The following is a 25,655-nucleotide window of genomic DNA, read 5'->3' as shown; positions in this document are numbered from 1 at the left end:
GGTGGAGGGTTCTCTCGTTTCGTGGCCGGAGCATCAGCCCCGCTTACCCTTTGATCCTGCCGGCGCCGCCGCCCCGCGCCCCCGTACTTCCATCACCTATCGGGCATGACAAATGTCATCGCGGTGCTAGCGCAGTAGTGTGGGCAGTCCGCGGGGGCCGTGCGCGCCAGCGTCTGAGACGCTGCGCTCCTAGCCGCTGACCAGGCCACCACTGGCGGGTTCTTCCGCGCCTCCGGCCAGGGGATGGGCCAGTTCGTCGGCCGGCATCCGGGCGGCCGCCATCGCGACGACGGCCATCGCCGGGCACACGGTCCCGGCCACGAGGAAGATCAGCCACAGCGGCACCACCTCGGCCACGGGCCCGGCGAGGGCCATGGAGAACGGCATGAGGGCCAGCGAGACGAAGAAGTCGAGGCTGGAGACGCGGCCGAGCAGATGAGGCGGCACGCGGCGCTGCAGCAAGGTCCCCCAGATCACCATGCCCACGCCGCCGGTGGCGCCGAAGATGAACAAGGCTGATGCCACGGCCCAGAAGCTGTCCATGATTCCGACGGCGGCGACCGGCAGACTGCCGGCCCCCCAGGACACCATCATCACACTGAGGTAGCGGCGCGGCAGCGGAAACGAGGCGGTGGCCAGCGACGCCGCTGCGCCGCCGGCGCCCATGATGGCGAGCAGGAAGCCGAACATCCGCGCGTCCCCGCCAAGCTGGTCCCGGACCACAAAGGGGAGCAGGACCTCGATGGGGCCGATGAGGAACAGCACGGAGATGCAGGCCCAGAGCAGGGTCCACAGCAGCCAGGGCGTCCGGAGGGTGTAGCTGACGCCCTCGCGGAGGTCCTCTCGCAAGGACGCGGCAGTTGCGTCCGCCTGCCCGCCTGCCCTGTCCGCAGACCCCGGCCCGGCCTGGCGGTGGAGCAGGTTCAGGATCGCGAAGGCCGTCAGGTGGCAGGCCGCCACGCCCGTAACAGCGTAAGCGGGGGACAGCGCGGCCACCAGGATCCCCGCGACGGCGGGACCGGCGGCCTGCTGCAGAATCGGCCGCAGGGTCCCCTCCATGCCGTTGGCCGCCAGCAGGTCCTCGGCCGGCAGGATCCGCGGCAAAATGGCGGAGTACGCAGGGAAGAAGAACGCCGCCCCGACGCCGAGCACAAAAGCGCCAAGCGCCAGATGCCAGAGCTGCAGCAAGCCCGCCACAGCCAGCCCGCTGACGGCGGCAATGACGGCGAGGTTGGTCCCCTCGACCGCGATGATCAGGAGCCGCTGGGGCAGGCGGTCCGCGGCGATCCCGCCGACCAGGAGAAACGCAACCAGTCCGACGCTGCCTGCGGCAGCCACGAGCGAGAGCTCCAGGGGTCCGCCCCCAAGGTAGATCACTTCATAGACCATCGCCACGGCCCACATCCCGGAACCGAAGATGGAGATCGCCAGGGCCGTGATCAGCACACGGTACTCCCGGTGCGCGAAGGGGCGGAGGGCTCGCAGGGCGGGCATGCGCCCCAGTCTAGCGACCGGTCTGGAGCCGGGCCCGGAGTCTGCCCGGGGGCTGAGTCGGCCCAGCGGTGCCCCGGCGCTGTCGGTGCCCTAATGTTAAGTGAACTTACTTTTACGGTTCCGACGAGAGGCGATCATGGCCAAGCGCAGCAACCCGGCAATGAAAATTGCTCAGGAAACAGCCCACAGCGCGATGTTCGACGCCGCCGGCCAGCCCCGGCCCGGCCTCCACAACATGCTCCTGCGCGCCGTGGAAGTCCAGCGTCCGCTGGTGCTGGCCAACATCCGCCGGCTCCAGCGCAGGCATCCGCACGCCACGGCGGCGGAGCTCGCCGCCATCCTGGAACGGGACTACCTGCTGGCCGTCACCGGCGGCGGGGCGGTGGTCGGCGGAGCGGCTGTGATTCCGGGCGTCGGAACTGCGGCCGCCCTGGGCCTTTCGGCGGCGGCGGCCGTCGGCTTCCTCGAAGCCACCGCACTGTTCTCCACCTCGCTCGCCGAACTGCACGGCGTGCGGATGGTCGATCCGGACAGGGCCAGCACGCTGGTCATGGCGATCATGCTCGGCGAGGAAGGCACCCAGCTGCTGAGCTCGCTTAGCGGACAAGCCGCGGGCCGGGGCAAGGGGCCCACCCAGGCCTGGACCACGGCCTTCACCCGTAGCGTTCCCCTCGCCGGCTTCGGTACCGCGCGGGCCAAGATCCAGACGATGTTCCTGCGCTCCCTGCTCAAGACCCAGGGCACAGCCTGGCTGGGCCGTGCCCTGCCCTTCGGCATCGGCGCCGTCGTCGGCGGAGTGGGCAACCGGGTGATGGGCCGCGCGGTGGTCGCGAATGCCAAGGAAGCCTTCGGGTCCCTGCCTGAGACGATTCCGGGCGACCTGCAGGACCTGGGCGAGTACCGAATCGCTCCGGACCGCCGGCGGACCCCAGACAGGGACGGCGGCAAGCCTTGGATCTGAATGCTGACCTGGGGGCGTCCTTCGGCACCTGGACCATGGGTGAGGACGCGGCCATGTTCCCGCTTGTCACCAGCGCCAGCGTGGCCTGCGGGCTGCATGCCGGCGATCCGGTGACCATGCTGGACACCTGCAGGGCGGCCTACGAGCTCGACGTCCGGGTGGGGGCGCACGTCGGCTATCCGGACCTGGCCGGCTTTGGCCTGCGCGCCCTGGACATGACCTTCGATGATCTGTTCGGCGCGGTGCTGTACCAGCTCGGCGCCCTCGACGGCGTCGCCCATGCCGTCGGCGCCTCGGTGGACTACGTCAAGATGCACGGCGCGCTCTACAACCGCACCGTGCGCGACGCCGAACAGGCGTCCGCCGTGATCGCCGCCATCCAGGCCTACGACCCCGGGCTCCCCGTCCTGGGCCTCCACGGTTCGGCCCTGCTGGGCATCGCAAGGGACGCCGGCCACCCCGTCTTCGCCGAAGCCTTCGCGGACCGCGCCTACCTCCCGGACGGCACCCTCATGCCGCGCCTGCAGGACGGTGCCGTGCTGCACGACGCCGGGCAGATCGCGGAGCGGGCCGTCCGCCTCGCCACGAAGGGGGAAGTGGAGGCAGTCGACGGCACTGTCCTACGCATTGAGCCGCACTCGCTGTGCCTCCACGGCGACACGCCCGGCTCCATTGCCACGGCCACCGCGATCCGCGGGGCCCTGGAGGCGGCCGGCGTGGAGCTGGAGAGTTTCGCCTGAACCGACTCGCGGGCCGGGAGCGTGTCAGCCGAACAGCAGGGTCGCCACCGTGAAGATGGCCAGCCCGGCCAGGGCCCCCACCACTGTGCCGTTGAGCCGGATGAACTGCAGGTCCTTGCCCACCTGCAGCTCAATCTTCTGGGAGGTCTCCTCGGCATCCCAACGTGCTACCGTCTCCGTGATGACTCCGGCGATGTCTGAGCGGTAGGTCTTGACCAGATAGCCCGCGGCGTCGCCGATCCAGGCGTTCACCTTGCCGGCGAGCTCGGGATCGACCACCAGCCGGGTGCCGAAGTCATGCACGGCCGCCTTGAATTTGACGGTCAGTTCGCTGTGCGGATCATCGACGGCGGTCAGCAGCGCCGTCTTGATGGTGTCCCAGGTGCGCGAAGCGAGCTCCCGGACCTCAGGGTCGCCGAGCACCTGGGCCTTGATGCCCTCGGCCCGGGCGATCATGACCGGATCGTGCTGCAGGTCCTGCGCGAGGTCCTTGAGATACTTGTCGATCGAACGGCGTACCTGGTGCTGCGGGTCGGACTGCACGGCGCGGGTGAACTTCAGGATCTCCACGTACACCTTGTCGCCCACGAGCCCGTCCACGAACGACGGCACCCACGTTGGGGAACGGTCGGTGACCAGCCTGTTGACCGTTTCCTGGTTGTCCCGTACCCAGTCCACCGCGCGGTCCACCAGCAGGTCCACCAGCGCATGGTGGTGCCCGTCGTCGAAGATCCGCTGGGCGAGCCGGCCCACTGGCGGTCCCCACGGCGGGGTGAGCAGGTGCTTGCGGACCATTGCCTCGATCACGGCCTGGACGTCGTCGTCGTTGAGGACCTTGAACGCGCCGCGGATGACGGCGGCACCCTCCTTGGCAACCCGGTCCGGCCCGCCGGGACTGGACAGCCAGGCGCCCGCCTTCCGGGCAATGTCAGCGGACGCCAGCTTCTCCTGGACCACCTGCTCGGAGAGGAAGTTGGTCTCCACGAATTCCCCCAGCGAGGCACCGATCTGGTCCTTGCGGCGGGGGATGATCGCGGTGTGCGGGATCTTGATTCCCATGGGGTACTTGAACAGGGCCGTGACGGCGAACCAGTCGGCGAGGGCACCGACCATGCCGCCCTCGGCCGCGGCGCGGACGTATTCGAGCCAGGGATACTGCTTCTGGAAGGCGAACGCGATGACGAAAATGACGGCCATGACAATCAGGAGCGACAGGGCCAGGAGCTTCATTCGGCGAAGTGCCGCTGCCTTCTCGGCGTCGCCGGCCGCCGCGGACCGCCGTCGTGCGGTGCCGTCCTGCTCAACGCCGCCCGGAAGTCCCGCGGCATCGGTCAGGGAGCTTGGCTGAGTATTAACCTGCATGAGCCCAGCCTAGACCCGCCGGGGAACCGGCCGTCCGCTAACGTGGCACCATGACGACTGACGAGTCCGCCGCAGCCCGTCCTCAGGTCTACGCCCACCGCGGCTCCAGCAGGGCCTTCGCCGAGCACACGCGGGCCGCGTACCTGCAGGCAATCGCCGACGGCGCCGACGGTGTGGAGTGCGATGTCCACCTGACCCGGGACCAGCATGTGGTGCTGCTGCACGACGCCACCTTGGACCGCACCTCGGACGGCACAGGGCAGGTCGCGGACCGGACCTTGGCAGAACTCCGGCGGCTGGATTTCTCCTCCTGGAAGGGAGCGCGGATCCCGGAGGCCTACGGCGCCAGGAGCGAGCAGTTCCTGACCCTGCCGGAGCTGCTCGATATCCTGCGCGCGGCCGGCCGCAGAATTGGACTGGCGATTGAGCTGAAACACCCCAGCCCGTACCAGCTCCGTCTCGAGGACCGTGTCCTCGAAGTCCTGCGGAACGAGGGCTGGGACCCGGCAACGTCGATGCTCGCGAACATCAGGGTTTCCTTCATGAGTTTCAGCCCCGACGCCGTCAAGCACCTGCTGCAGACCGTGCCGACGGAGGCCGTCTGCCAGCTCGTGGACGACGTCAAGGTCGCCGACATCCGCGAGGAACTGCGCCTGGGCGTCGTGACCGGAAGCGCCCTGGCCAACGTCATGCGGGCCGCGCGGTCCGAAGGCGAACGGATCCTGGATGCGGCTGAGGCGGGCATCGCCGGCCCCGGCATTGGATACGTCCGCGCCCACCCGCAAGCTGTGCGGCGCTGGCGGGGCTCGGGGCGCCGGCTCCGGGTGTGGACGGTTGACGCCGAAGCCGACGTCGAACGGTGCAGGGAGCTCGGGGTCCATGAGATCACCACAAATTGCCCGGCCCAGGTCCTGTCCCAGCTCATGCCCCACACCCAGACTCCCCGGTAGCCTTCCGTCGGCGTTCAGGCTCCTGCGCCGGTCCGGGCGCTCCGCGGTCCGTGCTGACCAAGCGGGCGGACAGCAGCCGGGCGGATTACAACCGGCGTAGCCGCTGTGGTTGAGTGGTTGCATGCCATTTCGCTGGTCCGGCCGGACCCTCCACACGTTGTCCGCGGCGGCGATGAGTGCCCTGCTGCTCGCCAGCGCGGCCAAGCACTTCCGCGAGCCTGAATTCTTCCACCAGGTGGTTCCCGACGCCCTCTGCCGGAACGACTCCGGCGAGCGGCGCAACGGCCCGCTCGCCGTGCTCTCCCGCGAGGAATGGGTAGCGGCAAGCGGACTGCTGGAAGCGGCCGCCGCCGTCGGGCTCCTGATCCCGGCCACCCGGGCCGCCTCCGCGACCGGCGTCACAGCCCTGTTCACCGTGTTCCTCGCCGGCCACCTTGATGCCCTGCGGACAGCCTACGGGCCGGAGGGCACGCGGCGCGGGCGCCAGATACACACGCTGCGCCTGCCGCTCCAGGCGCCCCTCATCGCATGGGCCTGGACCCTGGCAAAGCGGAACCGGCGGCCGTGAAAATTCTGCAGTCGCCGGCGGTGCGGATCGGACTGTCGATCAGCGTAGCCACCGGTCTCTACGGCGTCTCCTTCGGCGCGCTGTCCGTAACCTCCGGCCTCGATTTCTGGCAGACCATGGCCCTGAGCCTGCTGCTGTTCAGCGGCGGCTCCCAGTTCGCCTTCATCGGCGTGGTGGCCGGAGGCGGATCCGGCGTCGCCGCCATGGGTGCCGCCACGCTGCTGGGCATGCGCAACGGCATTTACGGCATGCAGATCAACGCGCTGCTGCAGCCGCGTGGGTGGCGCCGGTTTGCCGCTGCGCAGCTGACCATCGATGAATCGACGGCCACCAGCACCGGGCAGACTGACCCGCAGGAGCAGAAACGCGGCTTCTGGACTGCCGGCATCGGCGTCTTCGTCCTCTGGAACCTCTTCACCGCCCTGGGCGCGCTCGCGGGCGGCGCGCTCGGTGACCCCAAGCAGTGGGGGCTCGACGGCGCCGCCGTCGCAGCGTTCCTGGGCCTGCTCTGGCCGCGGCTCAAAGGCAGGGAACCTGTGGCCATCGCGGTCGTCTGCGCGCTGGCCACCGTGCTGGCCGTGCCGTTCGTCCCTCCCGGAGTGCCGATCCTCGTCGCCGCCGTCGTCGCTGCCGGGATCGGCTGGTTCAGCCACGCCCGCAGCGACGAGGGCCTCGAACCCGACGTCGATCCCTACGCTGAACACCACGAGCAGCGCCACGGCCACACAGACCACACCGGCCACGCCGACCCTTCGGGCCACACGGGAGACCTGCCCGCCGACCGCGACGGAGGCACCGCATGAACCTCTGGACCTGGCTGCTGCTCTCCTGCCTGCTGGCCTACGCCTGGAAGCTGCTCGGATACCTGGTGCCGGCCAGCCTGCTGCGCAACCCACGGATGTCACGAATTGCCGGGACCATGACGATCGGGCTGCTGGCATCCCTGACGGTGGTCAATGCTGTTGCCACGGGCCAGTCCCTCGCGCTGGACGCCCGGCTCGGCGCGTTGGCCGCGGCGGCCCTCGCCCTGTGGTTCCGGGCACCGTTTTTGGTAGTGGTGATCGTCGGAGCCGCCGCGGCCGCGGGACTGAGGCTCCTGGGCTGGGACTGAGCTGTAGCAGGCGGGCTACCGCCCGCCGTCGGCCGGAATGGTCTTTAGTCCCTACTTGCCCCGTGGACCGCATGGGAGCATTCGAACATGAGCGATCGGAACGAACCGGAGGATGCTGAGCCGCGCAACGACCAGCGCGGCAAGCAGTACGGGACGATTGCTTCCGCCGGGACCGAGTCCACGAGGGAACTGCGCGATGTGGCCCGCCGCCGCCGGGAATCCGAGGAGAAGCTGCAGCAGCACCTGCTCGAAGCGAAAGAAAAACCAGCGGAAGGCTAGTGCCGCCCGGTGGGGCCTTTACAGCACCCACCCCATGGCTGGAATCTGCCGCCTAGCCAAGAACTGCGTCGAACGAGGTGCCCGGCAGCGGCGCCTGGGGCGGCAGTGCCCGGTTCGGCCGCTCCGTCCGGATAGCGTCCTCGACCAGCGCCACGGGACGCCGCCACGCGTCGGAGCCCGCCTCCATGGTGTCCACTGCTCCGATCAGCATGGCCAGCAGGCGGATCATGTCCGTCATGGAAATATCGCTGCGCAGCGTGCCCTGTCCCTGCCCGCGGCCCAGCAGCACGGCGATGGATTCGATCAGGCCCCCGGTGATCCCGGCCAGCAGCCCGCGCCGACCGGCGACCGCGCCCAGGAGGTTGGCTTCCTCGCTGGCGACCCGCATCATCGCGTCGACGACCCGGAAGAGCCCGGCAGCGGCGTCGGGATCGTCCAGTGCATCGTCAATGGCGGGATCCACGTGGAGCTGAAGCTGCCGGTTCAGGGCCGCGAGGACGAGTTCTTCCTTGTCCGCGAAGTTGCGGAACAGGGTGGCCGGGCCCACCCCGGCGGTGACGGCGATGGTCTGCAACGGCACTTCGGGGCCGTGTTCGCGGAAGCACTGCCGGGCCGCGGAGATGATTTTGTCCACGTTGCGCGCGGCGTCGGCGCGAAGCGGCCTGCGGTCTACTGCCCGGTTCATTTGCCTAGGGTAGCAACGCTCGGGGCCGACGAACCGGTTACCGGCGGGTAGTGCCTTATATGACACTTATCGGCGCGCATCCAGGGGCCGCGGCGGCGGAAAGCCCGTGAAAGACTGATGCGCGACGGCACGGAATTTCCGACCGGCTGTCCGGACCATTGAAGGGAATCACCCCATGCTCGTCGCATTCTCCGTAGCGCCCTCCGGTGACCCGGCCAATGGCCAGGCGCCTGGCGACGCTTCAGTCCACGACGCCGTCGCCGCCGCCGTGCGGATCGTTCGGGAGTCCGGCTTGCCCAACCGGACAAGTTCCATGTTCACCGAAATCGAAGGGGAGTGGGACGAGGTGATGGACGTTGTCAAACGCGCCACGGACGCTGTGGGCGCCTACGGTTCGCGCGTCTCGCTGGTCCTCAAGGCTGACATCCGGCCCGGTTACAGCGGCGAGCTGACCGGCAAGGTGGAACGCCTGGAGGACGCCATCGGAGCGCAGGGGACCGCCGGCCCCGGGCTCGCCGAGTAAGGGCCGGCGAGTAAGAACCGGCAACATCCGGGCTACCGCCAGGGCCGGGCGGCTGGAACACTTGGGGCATGATCGAGCATCAGACCACCCCCGGCTGGGTCGCCGTCGAAAACTTCCTCTCAGAAGTTGTGGTCCGCCCGGACCGCGGGCTCCAGCGCGCCGTGACCGCCGCCGTTGACGCCGGCCTGCCGGCTATCGAAGTGGCGCCCAACGCCGGCAAACTGCTGAAACTGCTGGTCCAGCTCTCCGGCGCCCGGCGCGTCCTGGAAATCGGCACCTTGGCCGGCTTCAGCACTATCTGGATGGCCCAGGGATTGCCCGACGACGGCCGCCTGGTCACCTGCGAATACCTCCCCAAACATGCCGCCGTGGCGCGCACCAACATTGACGACGCCGGTCTGGGCCACAAGGTGGACATCCGGGTGGGGGCCGCGGTGGACACCCTGGACGCCCTCGAAAAGGAGTCGGGTCCGCCCTTCGACTTTGTGTTCATCGACGCCGACAAGGAAAACGACCCGCAGTATCTCGAGTGGGCCATCCGGTTGGGCCGGCCCGGCACCACGATCGTGATGGACAACGCGGTGTGGGAAGGGGCGGTCCTGGACACCTCCATGGATCCTGAGAACGCCCCGGGGATCGTCAGCGCGCTGCAGATGATGGGCGAGGACCCGAGGCTGGACGGCACCGTCATCCAAACAGTGGGGTCCAAGGGCTGGGACGGCTTCGCCTTGGCGCTCGTGCGGTAGGCGCGGGAAGGCCTCAGACGGCAGCGCGGGAACGATCGGCGCCGCGTCAGGACCGCGGCGGCCGCGTGTGGACCGGCCAGCGGAACCTAAGAGCTAAGTATGCTTAGATCTACTTGTTCGCGGCCCGGCTGCCGGCCGTGGACACGCCCAACCTAGACGCACGGCCCGAAGGGACTAGACCTCCGCCATGAACGGGACCCCCGCAGCCCCTCGACCACGGCCGGTCAGGATCAGCTCCGATCCGGCCTACCTGGAGACGATCGGTCCTCTGTTGTCCGCCGCGCAGGCCGCCGTAGGCGATGTCCCCGCGCTGCTGGACCTGGCCAAGGCCGCAGGCGCGACGGCGCCGAAACCGGGAGAGGGCCGAACCGCCTACCTGTGGGAGATCCTCGCCTCCGTCACCGCCGTCGACGTCGCCGCGGGACGTGTGCTGGAGCCGCACCTTGACGCCGCAGCCATCCTCGCCCAGGCGGGCCTCAAGCCAGGCCTCCACGCCGCCCTCAACGGGTCGCCGGCAGACGGGGACTTCGCGGATTCGGACGGCGCCAACGTCGCCGGCGGCCACTTTTCAGGTGCATGGGGCGTGTTCGCGGCAGAGGCCCCCGGCCTGCGGCTCGAGGCCCGGGAAACGGCCGGCGGATGGGTGCTGCACGGCTTCAAGCCCTGGTGTTCGCTGGCCGCCCGGCTGGACCATGCGGTCCTGACAGCGCACTTGGAAGGCGGCGGACGGGCCGCCTTCGCGGTGGATCTGACCGCCCCGGGCGTGAGCGTCGCGGATCCCGGGTGGACCAGCAGGGGGCTGCGTGAAATTCCCAGCGGCACCGTCCAGTTCGAGGCAGTGCCGGCCGTGCCGCTGGGCGGGCCGGGCTGGTATTACGAACGCCCCGGCTTCGCCTGGGGCGGCATGGGTGTCGCCGCGTGCTGGCTGGGCGGCGCCGTGGCCGTGGGCCGGAGCTTCACCGCTTCGCTGCGGAAGGCCGCGGACGGCGGACGCGAGCCGGACCAGATCGCTCTGGCCCAACTCGGTGAAATTGACCGCACCCTGGCGGCCCTGACCGCCTACCTGGCCGCAGCCGCGGCGAGGATCGACTCCGGGGAGCTGGCGGGCAAGGGCGCCTGGCAGGAAGCCCTGCGCGTCCGCGGAAGCGTCGCTGCCGCCGTCGAACGCATCCAGAGTCTCGTAAACCAGAACCTCGGCCCCGGCCCACTCGCCTTCGACGAGCAATACGGGAAGCGAATGGCGGATCTCTCGCTGTACATCGGCCAGCATCACGCAATGCGCGACGACGCCCAGCTGGGCGCCTTAACCCTGACGGGAGACGATCCATGGTGAGTTTCAGCCACACCGACGTCGGAACGAGCGAGGACGCGTGGGCGGCAAGCGGGGTGACGGGACTTCCGCAGCTTCCGCTGGACGCCGCTGAACTCGCCGGCCGCACGTTCATTGTCCTGGCCGCCCACCCCGACGACGAAACCCTGGGGGCAGGCGGGCTCATGGCCAGCATGGAGGCCCTCGGGGCCGACGTCCGGGTCCTGCTGTGCACGGCCGGCGAGGCTTCGCACCCCGCTTCGCTCACCACGACGCCGGAACGACTTGCCGCGCAGCGCCTGGAGGAATTCGGCGGCGGCCTGGCGTGCCTCCTTGGCGACCGCAAGTGGCAGTACCTCGGGCTGCCCGACGGCGGACTCGCCGACCACCGGGAGCAACTCCGCGCCGCGCTGCAAGCCGAAATCGGCGCTGTCGCCGCGGCAGGCGGGCTGCCCCCGGAACGCATCGTCGTAGTCGCCCCCTACCGGCATGATGGCCACACGGACCATGACGCACTGGGTTCCGTCGCCGCCGAGGTCAGCGCCGCGGGCGGATACGGGCTGCTGGAGTACCCCATCTGGTACTGGCTGTGGGCCGAGCCGACCGATCCCGCCTGGCGTTCCTGGCTGCGTTTTCCGCTGGGTGCGGTGGACCAGCAGGCCAAAGCCGCCGCCATGGCTGCCCATACATCACAGGTGGAGCCGCTCTCCGAGCTGCCGGGCGACGAGGTGCTGCTGCCCCCGGCCTTCCTTGCCCACTTCGAGCGGTCCTGGGAGACCTTCGCCTGGCATCCGGCGAATTCCCCTGCCGGGGCTGCCCCCGCGTCCGTTCCCGGTGCCGCCTTTGGCGGCGACGGCGGGTCCCGCCGGTACACCGCCGGTGACGCGGAACGCATCTTTGACGCCGTCCACCGCGGCGATGAGGACCCCTGGGAGTACACCACCAGCTGGTACGAGCAGCGTAAGCGTGCGCTCACCCTGGCGGCCCTGCCCGAAGAACACTATGCTGCGGGCCTCGAGATCGGGTGCTCGATTGGGACCCTGAGCCTGGAGCTTGTGCAGCGGTGCGACAGCTTCCTCGCCGTCGACGCCAGCAGCGCCGCCCTGGCGCAGGCCGCCGCCCGGCTTGCGCACGTGCCCGCGGCGCGCACGAGCCACCTCACCGTCCCGCATGAGTGGCCGGACGGGCAATTCGACCTCATCGTGGTCTCTGAGGTGGGCTATTACCTGTCCCCGGACGAGCTGGCCGGGCTGTTCGAGCGGGTCCAGGCCGCGCTCGTGCCTGGCGGGACCCTGGCGCTGTGCCATTGGCGGCACCCGGTCACCGGGTGGGAGCTCGACGGCGACGCCGTCCACGCCGCGGCCCGCCGCCAGCTGGGCTGGGCCGGAGCCGGGCTTTACCGGGAGCCCGATTTTGTTCTGGAAGTGCTCCTCGCCCCCGACGCTGCCACCCCGTCCTCCGCACCGTCCCCTGCCCCGGCACGGGGACGGTGACCCGGATGGCCGCACTGGCCGCCCTGCCGCTGCCGCGCGGACATCGGATCGAACGGGTCGTCGTCGTGATGCCCGCGCACAACGAGGAAGAGCATCTTGAGCCGGCGCTGCAGGCCCTGCAACAGTCCGCGGACGCCCTGCACTGGGTCCGGCCCGACGTCCTCGTGCGGGCGACTGTCGTGCTGGACAGCTGCACGGACGGCTCCGCCGACATCGCGGCCGGTTTCGCTGCCACGGATCCGCGGGTCAGCGTCCTGACCGTCGGGTACCGCAGCGCCGGCGCCAGCCGGGCCGCGGGCGTCCGGGCCGCGGGCATCGGAGTAACGGGCATCGGAGTAGCGCGGCGGCGGCCCCCGGGTCAGCGTAAGACTCCCTCGCCTTGGGCAGGCCGTACCTGGCTGGCCAACACCGACGCCGATTCCCGGGTGCCGGAAAACTGGCTGGTGCGCCAGCTCGAGTTCGCCGAGGCCGGGGCCGATGCCGTGTTGGGATCCGTGGAACCGGACCCCGCCGGAATGGACCCGGAATTGCTCCGCCGCTGGCGGGAACACCACCCCTTCCACGAGGACCATCCCCATATCTACGGCGCCAATTTCGGCGTCCGGGCTTCCGCCTACCTGGCCGCCGGAGGGTTCGCGCGGATCACGTCCGAGGAGGACCGCGCATTGGTCCACGGCCTTCGCAGCCGCGCGTTCACGGTCACGGCGACCGACAGCACCCGGGTCATGACGTCCGGCCGGACCCACGCCCGGGCGCCCCACGGCTTCGGCGCCTACCTTCGGACTCTGGGCCGGGCGCTGCCGCCGCCCACCGCCTGACGATTCGTTGACGCCCGGACCTGGCCGCCCCACACTGATGGCATGACTGGTGCGGAAAAAGAACCCGGCATCGACCCCGTTGTTGACCGCCTGGCGGCCCGCTTTCCCCACGTTCCGCGCTGGCACATCGCGGGAGTTGTGGGCGAGGAATTCGATGCCCTGAACGCCGGCCGGATCCGGACGTTCATCCCCACCCTCGCTGAACGAGGCGCCCGCGTGCGGCTCCAAAGCGAGTTCGGGTTGCGCGCCGCCACCGACTAAGGTGCGGCGAGTTCGCCGGAAGCCTGCGGATGGTGCCGCACGTTTCCGGCGACTTCGACGGGGGCGGTGTCAGGGCTCCTCCATGTGCAGCACCGCCGCGCCCGTGATGCGGTCCTCGGCAAGGTCCTGCAAGGCCCGGTCCGCGGCCGTGAAGGGGTAGGGAACGGTAGTGGGACGGAGCGGGATCTCGGCGGCGATCCGGAAGAACTCCTCGCCGTCGGCCCTGGTGTTGGCGGTAACGCTGCGCAGCTGGCGCTCCTCGAAAAGCTCCGTGGCGTAGTGCAGCGGAGGAATATCGCTCAGATGGATGCCGGCGATGGCGAGCGTACCGCCCCGGTCCAGGGCGCGCAGGGCCGCCGGAACCAGGCCGCCGGCGGGTGCGAACAGGATGGCGGCGTCGAGCGGTTCAGGCGGCGGGTCCTCGGCGGCACCGGCAAACGTGGCGCCCAGCTCCAGGGCCAGACGGCGGGCCTGCGCGGACCGTGTCATGACGTACACGCGGGCTCCACGGTAGAGGGCGATCTGGGCCGCCAAGTGGGCGGAGCCGCCGAAGCCGTAGATGCCCAGCCGCCCGCCGATGGGAAGCTCGGCCCGGGTCAGCGCCCGGTAGCCGATGATGCCCGAACAGAGCAGCGGGGCCGCCTCCTCGTCGCTGAAGGCCTCGGGGAGGCGGTAGGCGAAGTCCTCCGCCACTGTCACCAGCTCGGCATAGCCGCCGTCGCGGTCCCAGCCGGTGTACGTGGGGGACAGACATAGGTTTTCCTGGCCCCGCAGGCAAAACCGGCAGGCTCCGCACGTGCCGCCCAGCCAGGCCACGCCGACGCGCTCGCCGATGCTGAACCGGCTGGCCGCCGGGCCCAGCCCGATCACCTCGCCCACGGCTTCGTGGCCCGGAATGATGCCGGGTTTGCGCGGCTCGAGGTCGCCCTCGGCCAAGTGCAGGTCAGTGCGGCACACGCCGCAGACCCGGACCCGGAGCAGGACCTCGCCGTGCCCGGGGTGGGGATCCGGGCAGTCGGCTGGCACGAGGGGCCCGCTGGAGATCGGTCCCGGCTGTTGAACCCGCCAGGCTCGCACGGCGGCCTCCTTTTCTGCGGTCCTCTGTGGTTTTCTGCTGCTGGGGGTTACGCGGCTGCGGTTCCCTGCGGCAGGTCAGCGGCTGATCAGGACGTTGCAGCGTGCCTTGTGCAGCACCGCGGACACCGTGTTGCCGGGGCCCGCCGCCGGATTGTGGGTTCCGATCACCAACGCGTCGGCTTCGGCCGCGGCGGCGAGCAACTCCCGGGACGCGGCATGGCCCTTTCGCAGGAGGCCGGAAATGTCCAAGCCTGGAGCGGACTTCCGGGCGTCATCGACGGCGCGGTCCAACAGTTCCTGGCCATGGAGCGGAGCATGGCGGCCGTGCTCTTCGGCGGCGCGGGGACCCAACGGGTCCACGTGGACGAGCAGCAGCGGGGCCCGGAGAACCTCCGCGAGCCGGACGGCCTCGGCCAGGGTTCCAGGGCTCCGGGAGGAGGCATCAATGCCCACCACCACGGGCCGCCCGGGGCTGCGCGGGCGTCGGATGGCCATCAGCGGGCAGGGCGCTGAGCCGGCGAGTTCCAGGCAGACCGAGCCGGCCAGCGGCCCCAGCACGGCCCCGATTCCGCGGCTTCCGACCACCAGCAGCCGGGCGTCTCGGCTGGCTTCGCGCAATACGGGCGCCGGCAGACCGGTTCCAATGACGCCCTCCACGGCCGGTCCGCCCGGGGTGCCGGGCCCGGCGGTGCGTGTCGCCCCATCGCCTAAGCCCCTGCCACGGGAGGGGAACTCCGGGCCTCCGTCTTCGGCGGTGGGCTGCGGCCCGGCCTCACCGGGCGATAATCCGGCGGGCGGCTCGACGTCGGCCGCTCTAGTTCCCGACGCCGCCGCGGCGGCGCTACGGGCCAGTTCGACGCCCTCGGCCAGGATGGTCTCGGCGGAGTGCCGCAGCCCGCTTCCGGCCACGCCTTTGACGGGGCCCAGGTTCTTGGTGAAGACGGGCCATACCCAGGCGTGGACTACCCGTAAATTCAGTCCGGCGTCGGCGGCGTACGAGACCGCCCAGTTGACGGCCTGCTGGGCGGTCTCGGACCCGTCGTAGCCGACCGCCACCGTGCCGCGTCCGTGCACTGCGGGTTCATGCACTGCGGGTGCGGACATGCTTCCTCCCGGGTTGGCGGCCATGCCCCTCCCCAGCGCGCGGGTGTCCCCAGTAGAACGCGGCGGCCCCCGGCGCGCTAGGGACTTTGGTCCCGCGAGTCTGCGGTCCCTGGCCTTTGGGGGACCAGCACGGACACCGGTCATGGCACAGCACTAGCCGGCGTCAGCGATTCACCTCCGGCTAGTTCACCAACGGGTCAGGGCTGGGTGCCGTTGTACTCGTCGTCAGTGATGTGCTCGAGCCAGTTGGTGGTGGTGGCCGGGTCGTCGCCGTTTTCCAGCATGGCGATGTGCTCCATGAAGCAGCCGGGCGCGGCGGCGTGCCAGTGCTCTTCGCCGGGCGGGGTGTACAGGGTCTGGCCGGGGTGGACCTCGATGATCTTCCCGTCACGGCCACCGAACCGGGCAACGCCCTGGGTGACGCGGAGGTACTGCCCGCGGGCGTGGGAGTGCCAGGCCGTGCGGGCGCCGGGAGCGAAGCGGACAGTTGCGACGACCATGCGCTGATCGGCTTCGTGGGGCAGCGCGATCGGATCCAGCCATACATCGCCGACGAACTGCTCCGGCGGGTTCTTGCTGGTGGGGCGGGTCGGTTCAATATTCATGCGTTCTCCTTGTTTGTAGTGCGGGTTGGTTCGGTCGCCGCCCAGCTGGCGAGCAGCCGGAGGCCGTCTTCTGACGGGGTGCCGGGGTCGGCGCTGTAGGCCGTGAGCGTGAGCCCGGGCGCGTTCGGGAGCTCGAGGGCGTCGAACGCCAGGTGGAGGTCTCCGACGGCAGGGTGGTGGAAGTCCTTGTAGCCTCCGCGGTGGAGGCGCACGTCGTGCTGTGCCCAGCGGGTGCGGAAGTCCTCCGACCGGGTGGACAACTCCCCGATCAGCTCCGTGAGGGACTTGTTGAACGGGTCGCGGCCGGCCTCGGTGTGGAGGATGGCAACCGCAGTATCGGCAGCCTTCTCCCAGTCCGGGTACAGGACATGCGAGCGGTGGTTGAGGAAAGCGAAACGTGCCAGGTTCACATTTGCGGTGGCTTGGCCGTATGCCTCGGAGTACAGGGCGCGCCCGAGGCCGTTGACCGCCAGGATGTCCAGCCGGCCGTTGCGGACGAACGCGGGCACGCCGACCATCGAGTCCAGCAGCCGCTGCACGCTGGGGGTCACCGCCTGGCTTGGCTGGCGCCGCGGCCGCGCGGACGGCGACGCGGCGCGCGCCAGGTTGTACAGGTGCTCGCGCTCGGCGTCGTTCAGCTGGAGCGCCCTCGCGAGCGACTCGAGCACGTTTTCGGAGACCCCGTTCAGCGAGCCGCGCTCGAGTTTGGTGTAGTACTCCACCGAGACGCCGGCCAGCTGTGCGATCTCCTGGCGCCGCAGCCCGGGGACGCGTCGGGTGCCCCCGAACGTCGGCAGGCCCGTTTGCTCCGGGGTGAGCTTTGCTCGCCGGGTGCCGAGGAACTCCCGGATTTCCTTGCGGTTGTCCATGCAGACCACGCTACGGCGGCATTGGGTTCTGAGGGAGTCTCTGCCAGTACCACCTATCGGCAGGGTCTCCCACGCCGCGGGAGGCACGCGTTTAGCTTGTAGTACCCACTGACCGGGTCATCGCCGCCACCGTGCGCGTTGACCCCGCTGAAAGGAAGAACCACCATGCCAGAGAATCCCCTTGCCGACTTCGCACCCGCTCTCGTGGGATACACCAACGAGGTCCTGTTCGGCCAGGTGTGGGAGCGAGCGGAACTTTCACCGCGCGACCGCAGCCTGATCACTGTCGCGTCGCTTGTCGCGGGCGGCAACACCGAGCAGCTGACTTTCCACCTCGATTACGCCAAGAAGAATGGCCTCACCGAGCAGGAGCTCATCGAGGCCATCACCCATCTCGCCTTCTACGCCGGCTGGCCGAAGGCCATGTCCGCGATGACCGTCGCGAAAAACCTTTTCACAACACCTGGCCCGAACCCCAAGGAGAACTGACCTGCCCTACTTTTGTACCGGGCCTACTTTCGTCTTTCCACGGCTTCCGCGATCCTTTCGGCTGCCTTAATGACCAAGGTTCCGAAGTCCTTGCCGGGGGACTCCGACACCCGGGCCAGAGGCATGGCCAGGCACACGGCGGCGATGATTCCCTCGTCGGTGCGGACGGGTGCGCTGACGGAACCCAGCCCGGGGGTGCGGGCCCCGACTGATTCAACCCAGCCCGTTGACGCCAGTTCGTCCAGGGCGTCCTCGTCGGCGGCAAGGAGACGGCCGCTGGATCCGTGGGGCAGGGGCAGCCTGGAACCGCTAGGCAGGGTGGCGCGGAGTTCGTGACGGCTGTCGGCACTGAGGAGACAGACGCGTTCATCTCCGCGCCGGACCCACAGCTGCGCGGTCTCGTTGGTGCGGTCCCGCAGGTCCTGAAGGACTGGCCCGCCGGCGTTTTCCAGTGATGAGCGCACGAACCGGTCGCCCAGTCTGAACGCTCCGCTTTCGGCTCGGCGGAGGAACCCGTAGTCGGCCATTTGCAGGGCCAGGCGGTGGGCCGTCGACAGCGAGAGGCCGGTCCGCCGGGACAACTCGCTGGCTGAGACGGCGGACCGGCCCACCGCATCGAGAATGGCGGCGGCACGTTCGAGGGTGCGGTTGCTTCCGTTGGTGTCAGTAGACGGCATGTGGACAGCCTATGATGCCCGCTTAGCCCTTGGCGGCCACGGACTCCGTCATGTATTCGGCCACAACCTTCTGCGAGATCGCCACGTCCAGGACGAAGACGCCTTCGTCGTGGGTGCTGAGCCAGTCCTGAAGTTGTCCCAGGTCGGCCAGCCTGCACACCTTGGTCCCCTCGGCACCCAGGGCACGGCCGACGGCGGCGAAGTCCACCTCGTCGATGAGCATCGCCTGATCGTGCAGCCCCTTTACGGCATACTGGTGCAGCTCTGCGCCGTAGGCGGAGTCATTGAGCACCACCAGCACGCCCTTGCGGGTGACCCGGAGGAACGTCTCAAAGTCGGCCAGTCCCATCAGACCCCCGCCGTCACCGCTGACCAGCACGGTGGTGCGCTCGGGACGGGCTACTGAGACTCCGGCGGCGGACCCGAAGCCCAGTCCGATGGACTGGAACGCGGTGCCGACGAGGATCATGGCGTGCGGGTCCGGGACGGAAAGGTACATCGGTGCCCAGCCGATGAAGTGGCCGCCGTCCATGACCACGGAGCGTTCAACCGGAAGGATCTGGTCCAGGGCGGCGACGACGGCGCGCGGGTTGAGGCGGCCGTCGGGACCGAACTCGACAGGGTCTTCGCTGGGGTGGGACGAGCGGAACTCCGGGCCTGATACCTCGGGGACGGTGTCGCGCCAGGTGGATGCTGCGTGGGGGAGGCGTTCGAGAAGGCCTTCGATGAACGGGCGGATGTCTGCCCGGACATACTCCGCCGCTGCCGGCTGGCCGGTGTCGGGTTCATTGTCGATCCGGATGATCGTGGTGCCCTCCGGGAATAGGGTTCCGTAGCGTGTCTGGAAGATGTTCTGGCTGGCCCCCACCACCAGGACGAGGTCCGCCTGGCGGGCAACGTCGAGGCGGTGGCGGCGGGTGAAACCGCCGGCGATGCCCAGGTCCCAGGGGCTGTTGAAGGCGTTGGCGGCCATGACCGAGGTCATGAAGAGTCCGCCGAGGCGGTCGCCCACTTCGCGCAGGGAAGTGGTCGCATCGGCCAGCAGTACGCCGCGTCCGGCCAGGATCAGGGGCCGCCGGGCCGCGGCGAGCATGCCGGCTATCCGGTCCAGGTCCTCTGGCTCGGCGGGCCAGACGGGCTTCGCAGGCAGCGGCTCGAGGGGTTCCGGTGCAGAGGGCGGGGCGGTGGCCAGGTTGTAGGGAATGGCGAGCACGACCGGCTGGACGGTTTGCAGTGCGAGGTCGAAGGCGCGGTGGGTGATGGCGGCGGCGTTGCCGGGGCCGGCCACGAGGGTGACTACTCCGGCTGCCTGGGCAGCCTTGGCCTGGTCGATGTCGAACGGCCGCTGACCGCTCGAGGGCGCGTCTCCCACCACCAGAACCAGCGGGATGCGGGCGATACGGGCCTCGGCAAGTGTGGTGTAGGCGTTGGTGAAGCCGGCGCCGTAGGTGGTGGTTGCGGCCGCCACGTCCCCGGTTGCCCGGTAGTATGCGTCCGCCATCGCGACGGTGGCGGATTCGTGGCGGGCCGAGGTGAAGGGGAAACCGCGGCGGGTCAGCCGGCTGATCAGGTGGACGTTGCCATTGCCCATCAGGCCGAACAGATGGCCCGCCCGCTCCGCGACCACGTCCGCGACAGTCGCGGCCACGTGGCCCTCGTCCGGAAGTGCGGATCCCTCGTCCGTCAGAACTTCGGTGCTGGTACTCGTCATGGCTTTTCTCATGTTCCTAAATTTGGGGCCCGCCGCGTTAGGCGGAATGAACCAGGGATGCCGCGTCGCGGTGCCTTCGGCTGAGCGCGACGTAGGTAGCGGCGTTCTGTCGGCAGTGCTCGATTTCCTCCGGCGTGAGCGCGCGGCGCACCTTGGCGGGGACCCCTGCCACGAGCGAGCCCGGCGGCACCTCGGTGCCCTCCAGGACCAGCGCATTGGCAGCTATCAGGGAGCCTGCGCCGATCACCGCGCCGTTCAGGACGGTCGCATTCATGCCGACGAGTGCCCCGTCCTCCACAGTGCAGCCATGCAGCACAGCCCCGTGTCCCACACTGACGCCATTGCCGATGTGCGCGGGGTAGCCGGGGTCGGCGTGCACGACGGCGGCGTCCTGGATATTGCTGCCTGCACCGATCAGGATGTCTTCCGTGTCTGCCCGAACGACGGCCCCGTAGAAGATTCCGGTGCCGGCGCCAACAGTTGCGGAGCCGACGATGGTGGCTGTAGGAGCTACCCAGGCATCGCCGGCTATCGAGGGAGTGCGGCCGTCAACGGCCAGGAGGTTGTTGCTCAAGGTGGTCCTTCGTTGTTGGTGAGTTACGACGGCGCCGCCGCGCTTCCGGTGTGGGGCGGCGCCGTCGTTCTTCCCTGCTGTTGATGGCTGCTAGCTGAGGAACGGGACGATCAGCGACGTCACGAACAGGACGAGTGCTCCGCCGAGGCGGTTGGTGAGGGCTGCGAATGGCATGAGGTGCATGCGGTTGGCCGCGCTCAGCACCGAGACGTCGCCGCTGCCTCCGGTGTCGGCCATGACCAGCCCGGGCGTGATGGATGCTTCGACGAAGTTGAACTTCACGAGCCACCCGAGGAAACCGGAGGTCAGCGTCGCGATGATGACGGTGCAGATCGTGAGCAGGATGAACAGGGGGTTGCTCAGCGAGGCGAAGACCTGCGTCATGTCGATGTAGGTGATGCTGACGCCAACCAGCAGGGCCGGTACCAGCACAGCGCCAATCAGGTCACCCCAGTCCGCGGTTGAATCCTCCACGTCCTGGGGGAGGAGCTTGAAGATCTTCACTACCGCGGCGGCGATAATGGTCCAGGCGTAGGGGTGCAGCCCCGGAATGAAGGCGGCCACGAGGTTGCCGAAGACAAAGAGGCTGCCGGCAATCAGCAGGCCCTTGCCCAGTGCAATGAAGGAGGAGGTGTCCCGCTTGGGCGGCAGGGTGAGGTCCCCGCCGCGCCCGGTGATCCGCAGCAGCTGGCCGTGCCCGTTGAAGCCCACGAAGAGCTGCTTCTTGCGCTTGCCGAGGCCGTTGTAGATGCCGGCAATGAGGATGCAGACCACGTTGGCCATCACGACGGCGGACATGAGGTCACCCATGAAGGTGGCGGAGTCGCCGCCGGTCGCCGCGGCGTACATCTTCGACATGGGCAGGGCGCCGACCCCAAGGCCGCCGGCCATGATGGGCGCGGCGATGAAGAGGATGCCGTCGACGAACCCGAAGCCTGTCAGCGCTGCTATGAGCCCGACCAGGACGAAGGTGGCGATCAGGCAGCCGATGAGGGGGACCGCGAAACGCGGGCCGGCCTTCAGGAGCAGCGCACGCGGCATGCCGAGGATGGAGCCGGCGATGATGCCGACGACGAAGAAGTCCAGGAAGCCCTGGCCGTCAACGAAGTTCTTCACCACCGAGACGATGTTCTCCGGCATCCACCCCAGGAACACCAGGGTGGCGGGGACGAAGGTGCACAGGATGGTAGGGAGACCGAAGTCCCTGACCACGGGGAAGAGATTGCCGATCCAGATGAAGAGGCCGCCGAGGAGGATGGTGGTGGCAAAACCGACCACCATCGTGTCCGGGAGGTTGCCCGTGAGGGCGGCCGCGAGGACCAGGCCCGCGAGGACGAGGTAGAGGGGAGCAGGGACGCTCGCGATGCGGAATCCCTGCTTGCCGGGGTAGTGGGTGCCGGGGCGGGGCCCGGCGGTGCGGGTTACGGGATGTTCGACGCCGCCGGTGGGGCCGGGGATGGTCTCGCTCATGGCGTTGTCCGTAGGTTCGCTGGTGAAGTCCGTGGTGCGTGGGCTTGTAGACATCATCGTCTCCAAAACGGTGAGAAGGAATTGTTACTTGGTGGGGAGTTGGCCGACGGGGTGTTGCCTGGGTGTCGGTCGGGTGGTCATTTGGCTGGCGATTCTTTAGCGGGCGATTAGTTACCGGGCGGGGTCCAGCAGCCCGGCGGCTGGGGAGTGCGTGACGACGTCGCGGGCGAGGCGGACGGCGTCGGCGAGGCGGTCCTCGTCGATGCCGGTCTCATGGCCGGCGTCGTGCAGGTGCCGGACGAGTTCCTCGGTAGCGATGTTGCCGTGGGCGCCGGGGGCGAAGGGGCAGCCGCCGTAACCGCCCAGGGCGGCGTCGAAACGGATGATGCCGGCGTCCACGGCCGCGCTGGCGGTGGCCAGTGCCTGGCCGTGGGCGTTGTGGAGGTGGAGGTAGTAGGTGAGGTCCGGCTCTGCCTCGCGCACGTGTTCCATGCTGGCCATGACCTGCTTGGTGGGGGTGGCGCCCAGGGTGTCCGCCAGGCCGACGTCGTGGATGCCCATGTCCTTGAAGGCGCGGACCACGCGCAGGAGGTAGTCGGGGTCGATGGTGCCTTCGAACGGGCAGGTGAAGGCCGTGGAGATGCCGGCGACAAAGCGGGTTTCGGGGAACCGGGCCACGGCGGAGGCGAGGCTTGCGAGGGCGTCCTCGATGGCCTGTCCGGCGTTGGCGTTGCTGTGCGCCTGGCTTGCCGAGGTAACCACCGCGATGTCGGTAGCGCCGGCGTCGACGGCCCGTTCGATGCCCCGCCCGTTCAGGGCCAGGCTCGTGTAGGTGACGTCCGCGAGAACCGGCAGGGATGAAATGACCTCGGCGGCGTCGGCCATCTGGGGCACGCGCTTCGGGTTGACGAATGATGCTGCCTCAATCCGCTTGATCCCCGCTGCGGTGAGGGCCGCGGCAATCTCCAGCTTGTGGGCTGTTGAGACGATGACCGATTCGTCCTGCAGCCCGTCGCGCAGGAAGACATCGGTAATTTCCACCTTCATGCTCAGCGCACCTCCTGCAGTTCGAGTCCGGCGATTTCGTCGGCGTCCATACCGGCAAGCTCCCGCAGGACCTCGTGGGTGTGCTGGCCCAGCTCCGGGCCCACCCAGCTAACGCGGCCCTGGTGGCCGGGGATCTTGGGCACGACGCCGGGGAAGCGGATCAGCTCCGGCTCGTTTTCGATGACCACTTCGTGGGTCTGGATCATGTCGCGGGCCAGGTAGTGCTTGTCGACGGCGATGCTGGGCGCGTCGTACACGGGACCGGCGGGTACGCCGGCGTCATCCAACTTATCGAGCACTTCGGTGAGGGGCATGCTCCCCGTCCAAGCAGAGATGGCGCCGTTGAGCTCTTCCTCGCGGGCGCCGCGGGCCTCGGTGGTCAGCAGGGTCCCGTCCTCAGCGAGGTCGGTGCGACCAATGGCACGCATGAGGCGGACGAAGACGGAGTTCGAGTTTCCGCCGATGACCACCTCAAGGTCGTCCTGGCACAGGTAGGAGCCGGTAGGGACGACGCCGGGCAGGGCGCCGCCGGTCCGCTGCCGAATCATGCCGTACGCGTCATAGTCCGGAACGAGGGATTCGAGCAGGCTGAAGACGCCTTCATAAAGAGCGACGTCCACCACTTGGGAGCCTCCCGTTTCTACGCCGCGTGCTTTCTGCAGCATGAGCATCAGGGCACCGATAACCCCGTAGAGGCCAGCCACGGTGTCACCCATGCTGGCGGCCGCGCGGCCGGCCGGACGGTCAGGCTCGCCGGTGATGTACCGCAGGCCGGCGAAGGACTCGGCGGAACTGCCAAAGCCTGCGCGGTTCTTGTAGGGACCGGTCTGGCCGTAGCCAGAGATCCGCACCATCACCAGTTCGGGGTTGAGTTCCTGAAGGACGTCCGGACCCAGGCCCCACTTCTCGAGGGTGCCGGGGCGAAAGTTCTCGATCACCACGTCACACTGGGCTGCGATCTTTTTGGCCGCTTCGCGTCCGGTCTCGGACCGCAGGTCCAGAACAACGGACTTCTTGTTGCGGCCGATGGTGCGGAACAGCATGGAGGTCGTGCCGCGCGTTTTGCGCCAGTCGCGCAGCTCGTCGCCGCCCTGGGGCTTCTCGATCTTAATGACTTCGGCGCCGAAGTCGCCAAAGAGCCGGGCTGCGAACGGCGCCGCGATGAAGCTGCCGAGCTCCAGTACGCGTATGCCTTGGAGGGGGAGGGTGTTGCCCTCGAGATGAAGTTCCTGCGTCATGTCGTTCCTGCCTGCGTCGTTGAATGCCGGTGTTCCCACTGGGTGGGATAAGCTTGTCATTGGGCGGATAGAAGATAGCAGGGTAATGTGATGCGCGCAACAGTCTGCTCAGGCGGGTTGGCAAAAAGCCAACGTTGACTGTGTGAGTCTTTAGCTTGTGAATGTTGACTGTGTGAGGGTGGCGGGTAATGGAAGCTAGGGATGCCGCGGCGCAGCAGCGGCCCGGCGAGCCGGTGGTGACGCCCCGGAGCGGCACGCTGGTGGACGCCGAGATCGATGAGCTACCCGCGCCGGAGCCCACCCGTGTGGGCAGCCGTCGGCAGCTTGCCTATCTGGGTCTGTGCCTGGTGCTGATCGGGCTGAATCTGCGGACAGTCTTCTCCAGCTTCTCCGCGGTGCTTCCGGAGGTCAGCTCTCAAGTGCCGCTTCCGGCTTGGGCGGTGGCGGTGCTGACTACTGTTCCCGTCACCTTGCTGGGCGTCTTTGCCCCGCTCGCCCCGGTCCTGGCCCGGCGGTTCGGTGCCGAACGCGTCCTGCTCGGTGCCATGGCGGTCCTGACCGGGGGGCTCCTGCTGCGACCGGCGGAACTAGGAATGCCGGGAACCGGGAGCCATCTGCCCGCCCTCCTTGCCGGGACGGCGGCCGGCGGGGCCGCGATCGCCTTGTGCAACGTCCTGCTCCCCGGGCTGGTCAAGCGCGATTTCCCGCACCGGCTCGGCCTCATGGGCGGGCTGTACACCACGGCCATCTGCGCGTCCGCGGCACTCGGCGCCGGCTTCACCTACCCGATCTACGCCGCTACGGGTGAGTGGACCCTGGCCTTGTGGTTCTGGGCGGTGCCCGCCGCCGTCGTACTTTTCCTGTTCCTCCCCGTGGCAGTCCGCCCGCGCTCCGTGCGGCACCAAGCCGTTCGGGGCGGCGTGAACGTGTGGCGTTCCGCCGTGGCGTGGCAGGTCACCATCTTCATGGTGCTGCAGGCAATGATGTCCTTCAGCGTGTTCGCCTGGCTGGCACCCATCCTGCGGGAGCGGGGTGTGGCCGGGGCGACGGCGGGGCTGATCGTGTCGGTATGCATCGTGCTGCAGATGCTCGGGTCGCTTTTTGCGCCGGCGCTTGCCGCCAGGTTCCGTGACCAGCGGGCCATAAACACGGTGGTGGCGCTGATGACCGGCTTCGGGTTCGCCCTGAGCATCTTCGGCCCCCTGGACCTGGTGTGGGTGTGGGCCGGCCTGCTTGGACTTGGCCAGGGAAGCCTCACCGCGGCCGCGCTCACCATGATCATGCTGCGCACCCGCGACGGACACACTGCCGCGCACCTGTCCGGCATGATGCAGGGCGTGGGCTATGGGCTGGGCTCGACAGGAACACTGATGGTGGGCCAGCTGCACCAGGCGACGGGCTCCTTCGCCGCCGCCGGTGTCCTGTTCCTGGTGGTCGGCCTGCTGGCGGCGGTGTTTGGCTACCGGGCCGGCCGCAACCGGTACGTCAGCTAAG

General features: G+C 69.0%; 28 protein-coding genes. 15 read left to right on the top strand and 13 right to left on the bottom strand.

Annotation, left to right across the window (positions count from 1 at the left end; all coding sequences use genetic code 11):
• Positions 1 to 189: 189 nt before the first annotated feature.
• Entirely contained in the window at positions 190 to 1,494 is a 1,305-nt protein-coding gene (locus tag BM372_RS09305) for an MFS transporter (protein ID WP_090954402.1), read from the bottom strand.
• A 136-nt stretch (positions 1,495 to 1,630) separates the two neighbouring features.
• Between BM372_RS09305 and BM372_RS09300 the strand changes: the two genes are divergently transcribed.
• Positions 1,631 to 2,455: a hypothetical protein gene (locus BM372_RS09300; protein WP_256214143.1), complete on the top strand. Its 825-nt coding sequence runs from the start codon at positions 1,631 to 1,633 to the stop codon at positions 2,453 to 2,455.
• Positions 2,446 to 3,195, top strand: coding sequence for a LamB/YcsF family protein (locus tag BM372_RS09295; RefSeq protein WP_090954400.1), 750 nt, complete (start codon positions 2,446 to 2,448; stop codon positions 3,193 to 3,195). Before BM372_RS09300 ends, BM372_RS09295 begins: the two co-directional genes overlap by 10 nt.
• 24 nt (positions 3,196 to 3,219) lie before the next feature.
• On the opposite strand, the gene BM372_RS09290 is transcribed toward BM372_RS09295, so the two are convergent.
• Entirely contained in the window at positions 3,220 to 4,557 is a 1,338-nt protein-coding gene (locus BM372_RS09290; RefSeq protein WP_090954398.1) for a DUF445 domain-containing protein, read from the bottom strand.
• Between the two features lie 50 nt (positions 4,558 to 4,607).
• Here BM372_RS09290 and BM372_RS09285 point away from each other — a divergent pair, with 50 nt between their 5' ends.
• From BM372_RS09285 to BM372_RS09265, 5 genes are all read left to right on the top strand, one after another.
• Positions 4,608 to 5,507 (top strand): glycerophosphodiester phosphodiesterase, encoded by a 900-nt coding sequence (locus tag BM372_RS09285; protein WP_090954395.1) that lies wholly within the window; start codon positions 4,608 to 4,610, stop codon positions 5,505 to 5,507.
• 121 nt (positions 5,508 to 5,628) lie between these two features.
• The gene (locus BM372_RS09280; RefSeq protein ID WP_090954393.1) at positions 5,629 to 6,075 is read left to right on the top strand and encodes a DoxX family protein; all 447 of its coding nucleotides are present in this window, start codon (positions 5,629 to 5,631) and stop codon (positions 6,073 to 6,075) included.
• On the top strand, positions 6,036 to 6,878 hold the full coding sequence (locus tag BM372_RS09275; RefSeq protein ID WP_256214142.1) for an AzlC family ABC transporter permease: 843 nt from the start codon (positions 6,036 to 6,038) through the stop codon (positions 6,876 to 6,878). Before BM372_RS09280 ends, BM372_RS09275 begins: the two co-directional genes overlap by 40 nt.
• Positions 6,875 to 7,186, top strand: a complete 312-nt coding sequence (locus tag BM372_RS09270) for an AzlD domain-containing protein (RefSeq protein ID WP_090954391.1) — start codon at positions 6,875 to 6,877, stop codon at positions 7,184 to 7,186. The genes BM372_RS09275 and BM372_RS09270 overlap by 4 nt, the downstream gene beginning before the upstream one ends.
• 87 nt (positions 7,187 to 7,273) lie before the next feature.
• Complete coding sequence (locus BM372_RS09265; protein WP_090954389.1) at positions 7,274 to 7,465, top strand: hypothetical protein; 192 nt, start codon at positions 7,274 to 7,276, stop codon at positions 7,463 to 7,465.
• Between the two features lie 52 nt (positions 7,466 to 7,517).
• Here BM372_RS09265 and BM372_RS09260 read toward each other — a convergent pair whose 3' ends face one another.
• Positions 7,518 to 8,150 (bottom strand): TetR/AcrR family transcriptional regulator, encoded by a 633-nt coding sequence (locus BM372_RS09260; protein ID WP_090954387.1) that lies wholly within the window; start codon positions 8,148 to 8,150, stop codon positions 7,518 to 7,520.
• A gap of 175 nt (positions 8,151 to 8,325) precedes the next feature.
• Between BM372_RS09260 and BM372_RS09255 the strand changes: the two genes are divergently transcribed.
• The 6 genes from BM372_RS09255 to BM372_RS09230 all read left to right on the top strand — a co-directional run bounded on the left by BM372_RS09255 (position 8,326) and on the right by BM372_RS09230 (position 13,300).
• The gene (locus BM372_RS09255) at positions 8,326 to 8,673 is read left to right on the top strand and encodes a thiamine-binding protein (RefSeq protein WP_090954383.1); all 348 of its coding nucleotides are present in this window, start codon (positions 8,326 to 8,328) and stop codon (positions 8,671 to 8,673) included.
• A 68-nt stretch (positions 8,674 to 8,741) separates the two neighbouring features.
• Positions 8,742 to 9,419 (top strand): O-methyltransferase, encoded by a 678-nt coding sequence (locus tag BM372_RS09250; RefSeq protein ID WP_090954381.1) that lies wholly within the window; start codon positions 8,742 to 8,744, stop codon positions 9,417 to 9,419.
• 187 nt (positions 9,420 to 9,606) lie between these two features.
• Positions 9,607 to 10,752: an acyl-CoA dehydrogenase family protein gene (locus BM372_RS09245; RefSeq protein WP_090954379.1), complete on the top strand. Its 1,146-nt coding sequence runs from the start codon at positions 9,607 to 9,609 to the stop codon at positions 10,750 to 10,752.
• Positions 10,746 to 12,221 (top strand): bifunctional PIG-L family deacetylase/class I SAM-dependent methyltransferase, encoded by a 1,476-nt coding sequence (locus tag BM372_RS09240; RefSeq protein WP_090954377.1) that lies wholly within the window; start codon positions 10,746 to 10,748, stop codon positions 12,219 to 12,221. Before BM372_RS09245 ends, BM372_RS09240 begins: the two co-directional genes overlap by 7 nt.
• 5 nt (positions 12,222 to 12,226) lie before the next feature.
• Positions 12,227 to 13,039, top strand: a complete 813-nt coding sequence (locus BM372_RS09235; RefSeq protein WP_090954587.1) for a glycosyltransferase family 2 protein — start codon at positions 12,227 to 12,229, stop codon at positions 13,037 to 13,039.
• A 42-nt stretch (positions 13,040 to 13,081) separates the two neighbouring features.
• Positions 13,082 to 13,300, top strand: a complete 219-nt coding sequence (locus BM372_RS09230; RefSeq protein WP_090954374.1) for a three-helix bundle dimerization domain-containing protein — start codon at positions 13,082 to 13,084, stop codon at positions 13,298 to 13,300.
• Between the two features lie 69 nt (positions 13,301 to 13,369).
• On the opposite strand, the gene BM372_RS09225 is transcribed toward BM372_RS09230, so the two are convergent.
• The 4 genes from BM372_RS09225 to BM372_RS09210 form a co-directional block, all read right to left on the bottom strand.
• A complete protein-coding gene (locus BM372_RS09225) occupies positions 13,370 to 14,377 on the bottom strand; it encodes a zinc-dependent alcohol dehydrogenase family protein (protein ID WP_090954372.1) in 1,008 nt (335 codons plus the stop codon).
• Positions 14,378 to 14,452: 75 nt separating this feature from the next.
• Positions 14,453 to 15,481 (bottom strand): universal stress protein, encoded by a 1,029-nt coding sequence (locus BM372_RS09220; protein ID WP_090954370.1) that lies wholly within the window; start codon positions 15,479 to 15,481, stop codon positions 14,453 to 14,455.
• Positions 15,482 to 15,678: 197 nt separating this feature from the next.
• Positions 15,679 to 16,086, bottom strand: coding sequence for a (R)-mandelonitrile lyase (locus BM372_RS09215; RefSeq protein ID WP_090954368.1), 408 nt, complete (start codon positions 16,084 to 16,086; stop codon positions 15,679 to 15,681).
• A complete protein-coding gene (locus BM372_RS09210) occupies positions 16,083 to 16,955 on the bottom strand; it encodes a helix-turn-helix transcriptional regulator (protein ID WP_090954366.1) in 873 nt (290 codons plus the stop codon). Before BM372_RS09210 ends, BM372_RS09215 begins: the two co-directional genes overlap by 4 nt.
• A gap of 165 nt (positions 16,956 to 17,120) precedes the next feature.
• On the opposite strand from BM372_RS09210, the gene BM372_RS09205 reads away from it, so the two are divergent.
• Entirely contained in the window at positions 17,121 to 17,444 is a 324-nt protein-coding gene (locus BM372_RS09205; RefSeq protein WP_090954364.1) for a carboxymuconolactone decarboxylase family protein, read from the top strand.
• Between the two features lie 23 nt (positions 17,445 to 17,467).
• On the opposite strand, the gene BM372_RS09200 is transcribed toward BM372_RS09205, so the two are convergent.
• From BM372_RS09200 to BM372_RS09175, 6 genes are all read right to left on the bottom strand, one after another.
• Positions 17,468 to 18,121, bottom strand: a complete 654-nt coding sequence (locus BM372_RS09200) for an IclR family transcriptional regulator (RefSeq protein ID WP_090954362.1) — start codon at positions 18,119 to 18,121, stop codon at positions 17,468 to 17,470.
• Between the two features lie 22 nt (positions 18,122 to 18,143).
• The gene (locus tag BM372_RS09195) at positions 18,144 to 19,832 is read right to left on the bottom strand and encodes a thiamine pyrophosphate-binding protein (RefSeq protein ID WP_177235943.1); all 1,689 of its coding nucleotides are present in this window, start codon (positions 19,830 to 19,832) and stop codon (positions 18,144 to 18,146) included.
• A 37-nt stretch (positions 19,833 to 19,869) separates the two neighbouring features.
• Positions 19,870 to 20,406, bottom strand: a complete 537-nt coding sequence (locus BM372_RS09190; RefSeq protein ID WP_090954358.1) for a gamma carbonic anhydrase family protein — start codon at positions 20,404 to 20,406, stop codon at positions 19,870 to 19,872.
• Between the two features lie 90 nt (positions 20,407 to 20,496).
• Positions 20,497 to 21,930, bottom strand: coding sequence for a 2-hydroxycarboxylate transporter family protein (locus BM372_RS09185; RefSeq protein WP_256214141.1), 1,434 nt, complete (start codon positions 21,928 to 21,930; stop codon positions 20,497 to 20,499).
• Between the two features lie 117 nt (positions 21,931 to 22,047).
• The gene (locus tag BM372_RS09180) at positions 22,048 to 22,923 is read right to left on the bottom strand and encodes a hydroxymethylglutaryl-CoA lyase (RefSeq protein ID WP_090954357.1); all 876 of its coding nucleotides are present in this window, start codon (positions 22,921 to 22,923) and stop codon (positions 22,048 to 22,050) included.
• Positions 22,924 to 22,925: 2 nt separating this feature from the next.
• Positions 22,926 to 24,161, bottom strand: coding sequence for a CaiB/BaiF CoA transferase family protein (locus tag BM372_RS09175; RefSeq protein ID WP_090954355.1), 1,236 nt, complete (start codon positions 24,159 to 24,161; stop codon positions 22,926 to 22,928).
• Positions 24,162 to 24,349: 188 nt separating this feature from the next.
• Between BM372_RS09175 and BM372_RS09170 the strand changes: the two genes are divergently transcribed.
• Complete coding sequence (locus BM372_RS09170; protein ID WP_090954352.1) at positions 24,350 to 25,654, top strand: MFS transporter; 1,305 nt, start codon at positions 24,350 to 24,352, stop codon at positions 25,652 to 25,654.
• Position 25,655 lies beyond the last annotated feature (1 nt).

Origin of the sequence: Arthrobacter sp. ov118, from assembly GCF_900116495.1 — a bacterium.
In the GTDB taxonomy this organism is placed as follows: domain Bacteria; phylum Actinomycetota; class Actinomycetes; order Actinomycetales; family Micrococcaceae; genus Arthrobacter.
The sequence above is the reverse complement of the archived record's forward strand: the minus strand, read 5'-3'. Positions and strand labels throughout refer to the sequence as shown.

What these genes read in the sequence shown, in the direction of transcription:
- BM372_RS09305 (WP_090954402.1), bottom strand. Translation starts at nt 1,494, where the DNA reads ATGCCCGCCCTGCGAGCCCTCCGCCCCTTCGCGCACCGGGAGTACCGT.
- BM372_RS09300 (WP_256214143.1), top strand. Translation starts at nt 1,631, where the DNA reads ATGGCCAAGCGCAGCAACCCGGCAATGAAAATTGCTCAGGAAACAGCC.
- BM372_RS09290 (WP_090954398.1), bottom strand. Translation starts at nt 4,557, where the DNA reads ATGCAGGTTAATACTCAGCCAAGCTCCCTGACCGATGCCGCGGGACTT.
- BM372_RS09285 (WP_090954395.1), top strand. Translation starts at nt 4,608, where the DNA reads ATGACGACTGACGAGTCCGCCGCAGCCCGTCCTCAGGTCTACGCCCAC.
- BM372_RS09280 (WP_090954393.1), top strand. Translation starts at nt 5,629, where the DNA reads ATGCCATTTCGCTGGTCCGGCCGGACCCTCCACACGTTGTCCGCGGCG.
- BM372_RS09275 (WP_256214142.1), top strand. Translation starts at nt 6,036, where the DNA reads ATGGGCCTGGACCCTGGCAAAGCGGAACCGGCGGCCGTGAAAATTCTG.
- BM372_RS09270 (WP_090954391.1), top strand. Translation starts at nt 6,875, where the DNA reads ATGAACCTCTGGACCTGGCTGCTGCTCTCCTGCCTGCTGGCCTACGCC.
- BM372_RS09265 (WP_090954389.1), top strand. Translation starts at nt 7,274, where the DNA reads ATGAGCGATCGGAACGAACCGGAGGATGCTGAGCCGCGCAACGACCAG.
- BM372_RS09260 (WP_090954387.1), bottom strand. Translation starts at nt 8,150, where the DNA reads ATGAACCGGGCAGTAGACCGCAGGCCGCTTCGCGCCGACGCCGCGCGC.
- BM372_RS09255 (WP_090954383.1), top strand. Translation starts at nt 8,326, where the DNA reads ATGCTCGTCGCATTCTCCGTAGCGCCCTCCGGTGACCCGGCCAATGGC.
- BM372_RS09250 (WP_090954381.1), top strand. Translation starts at nt 8,742, where the DNA reads ATGATCGAGCATCAGACCACCCCCGGCTGGGTCGCCGTCGAAAACTTC.
- BM372_RS09245 (WP_090954379.1), top strand. Translation starts at nt 9,607, where the DNA reads ATGAACGGGACCCCCGCAGCCCCTCGACCACGGCCGGTCAGGATCAGC.
- BM372_RS09240 (WP_090954377.1), top strand. Translation starts at nt 10,746, where the DNA reads ATGGTGAGTTTCAGCCACACCGACGTCGGAACGAGCGAGGACGCGTGG.
- BM372_RS09235 (WP_090954587.1), top strand. Translation starts at nt 12,227, where the DNA reads ATGGCCGCACTGGCCGCCCTGCCGCTGCCGCGCGGACATCGGATCGAA.
- BM372_RS09230 (WP_090954374.1), top strand. Translation starts at nt 13,082, where the DNA reads ATGACTGGTGCGGAAAAAGAACCCGGCATCGACCCCGTTGTTGACCGC.
- BM372_RS09220 (WP_090954370.1), bottom strand. Translation starts at nt 15,481, where the DNA reads ATGTCCGCACCCGCAGTGCATGAACCCGCAGTGCACGGACGCGGCACG.
- BM372_RS09215 (WP_090954368.1), bottom strand. Translation starts at nt 16,086, where the DNA reads ATGAATATTGAACCGACCCGCCCCACCAGCAAGAACCCGCCGGAGCAG.
- BM372_RS09210 (WP_090954366.1), bottom strand. Translation starts at nt 16,955, where the DNA reads ATGGACAACCGCAAGGAAATCCGGGAGTTCCTCGGCACCCGGCGAGCA.
- BM372_RS09205 (WP_090954364.1), top strand. Translation starts at nt 17,121, where the DNA reads ATGCCAGAGAATCCCCTTGCCGACTTCGCACCCGCTCTCGTGGGATAC.
- BM372_RS09200 (WP_090954362.1), bottom strand. Translation starts at nt 18,121, where the DNA reads ATGCCGTCTACTGACACCAACGGAAGCAACCGCACCCTCGAACGTGCC.
- BM372_RS09195 (WP_177235943.1), bottom strand. Translation starts at nt 19,832, where the DNA reads ATGACGAGTACCAGCACCGAAGTTCTGACGGACGAGGGATCCGCACTT.
- BM372_RS09185 (WP_256214141.1), bottom strand. Translation starts at nt 21,930, where the DNA reads ATGTCTACAAGCCCACGCACCACGGACTTCACCAGCGAACCTACGGAC.
- BM372_RS09180 (WP_090954357.1), bottom strand. Translation starts at nt 22,923, where the DNA reads ATGAAGGTGGAAATTACCGATGTCTTCCTGCGCGACGGGCTGCAGGAC.
- BM372_RS09175 (WP_090954355.1), bottom strand. Translation starts at nt 24,161, where the DNA reads ATGACGCAGGAACTTCATCTCGAGGGCAACACCCTCCCCCTCCAAGGC.
- BM372_RS09170 (WP_090954352.1), top strand. Translation starts at nt 24,350, where the DNA reads ATGGAAGCTAGGGATGCCGCGGCGCAGCAGCGGCCCGGCGAGCCGGTG.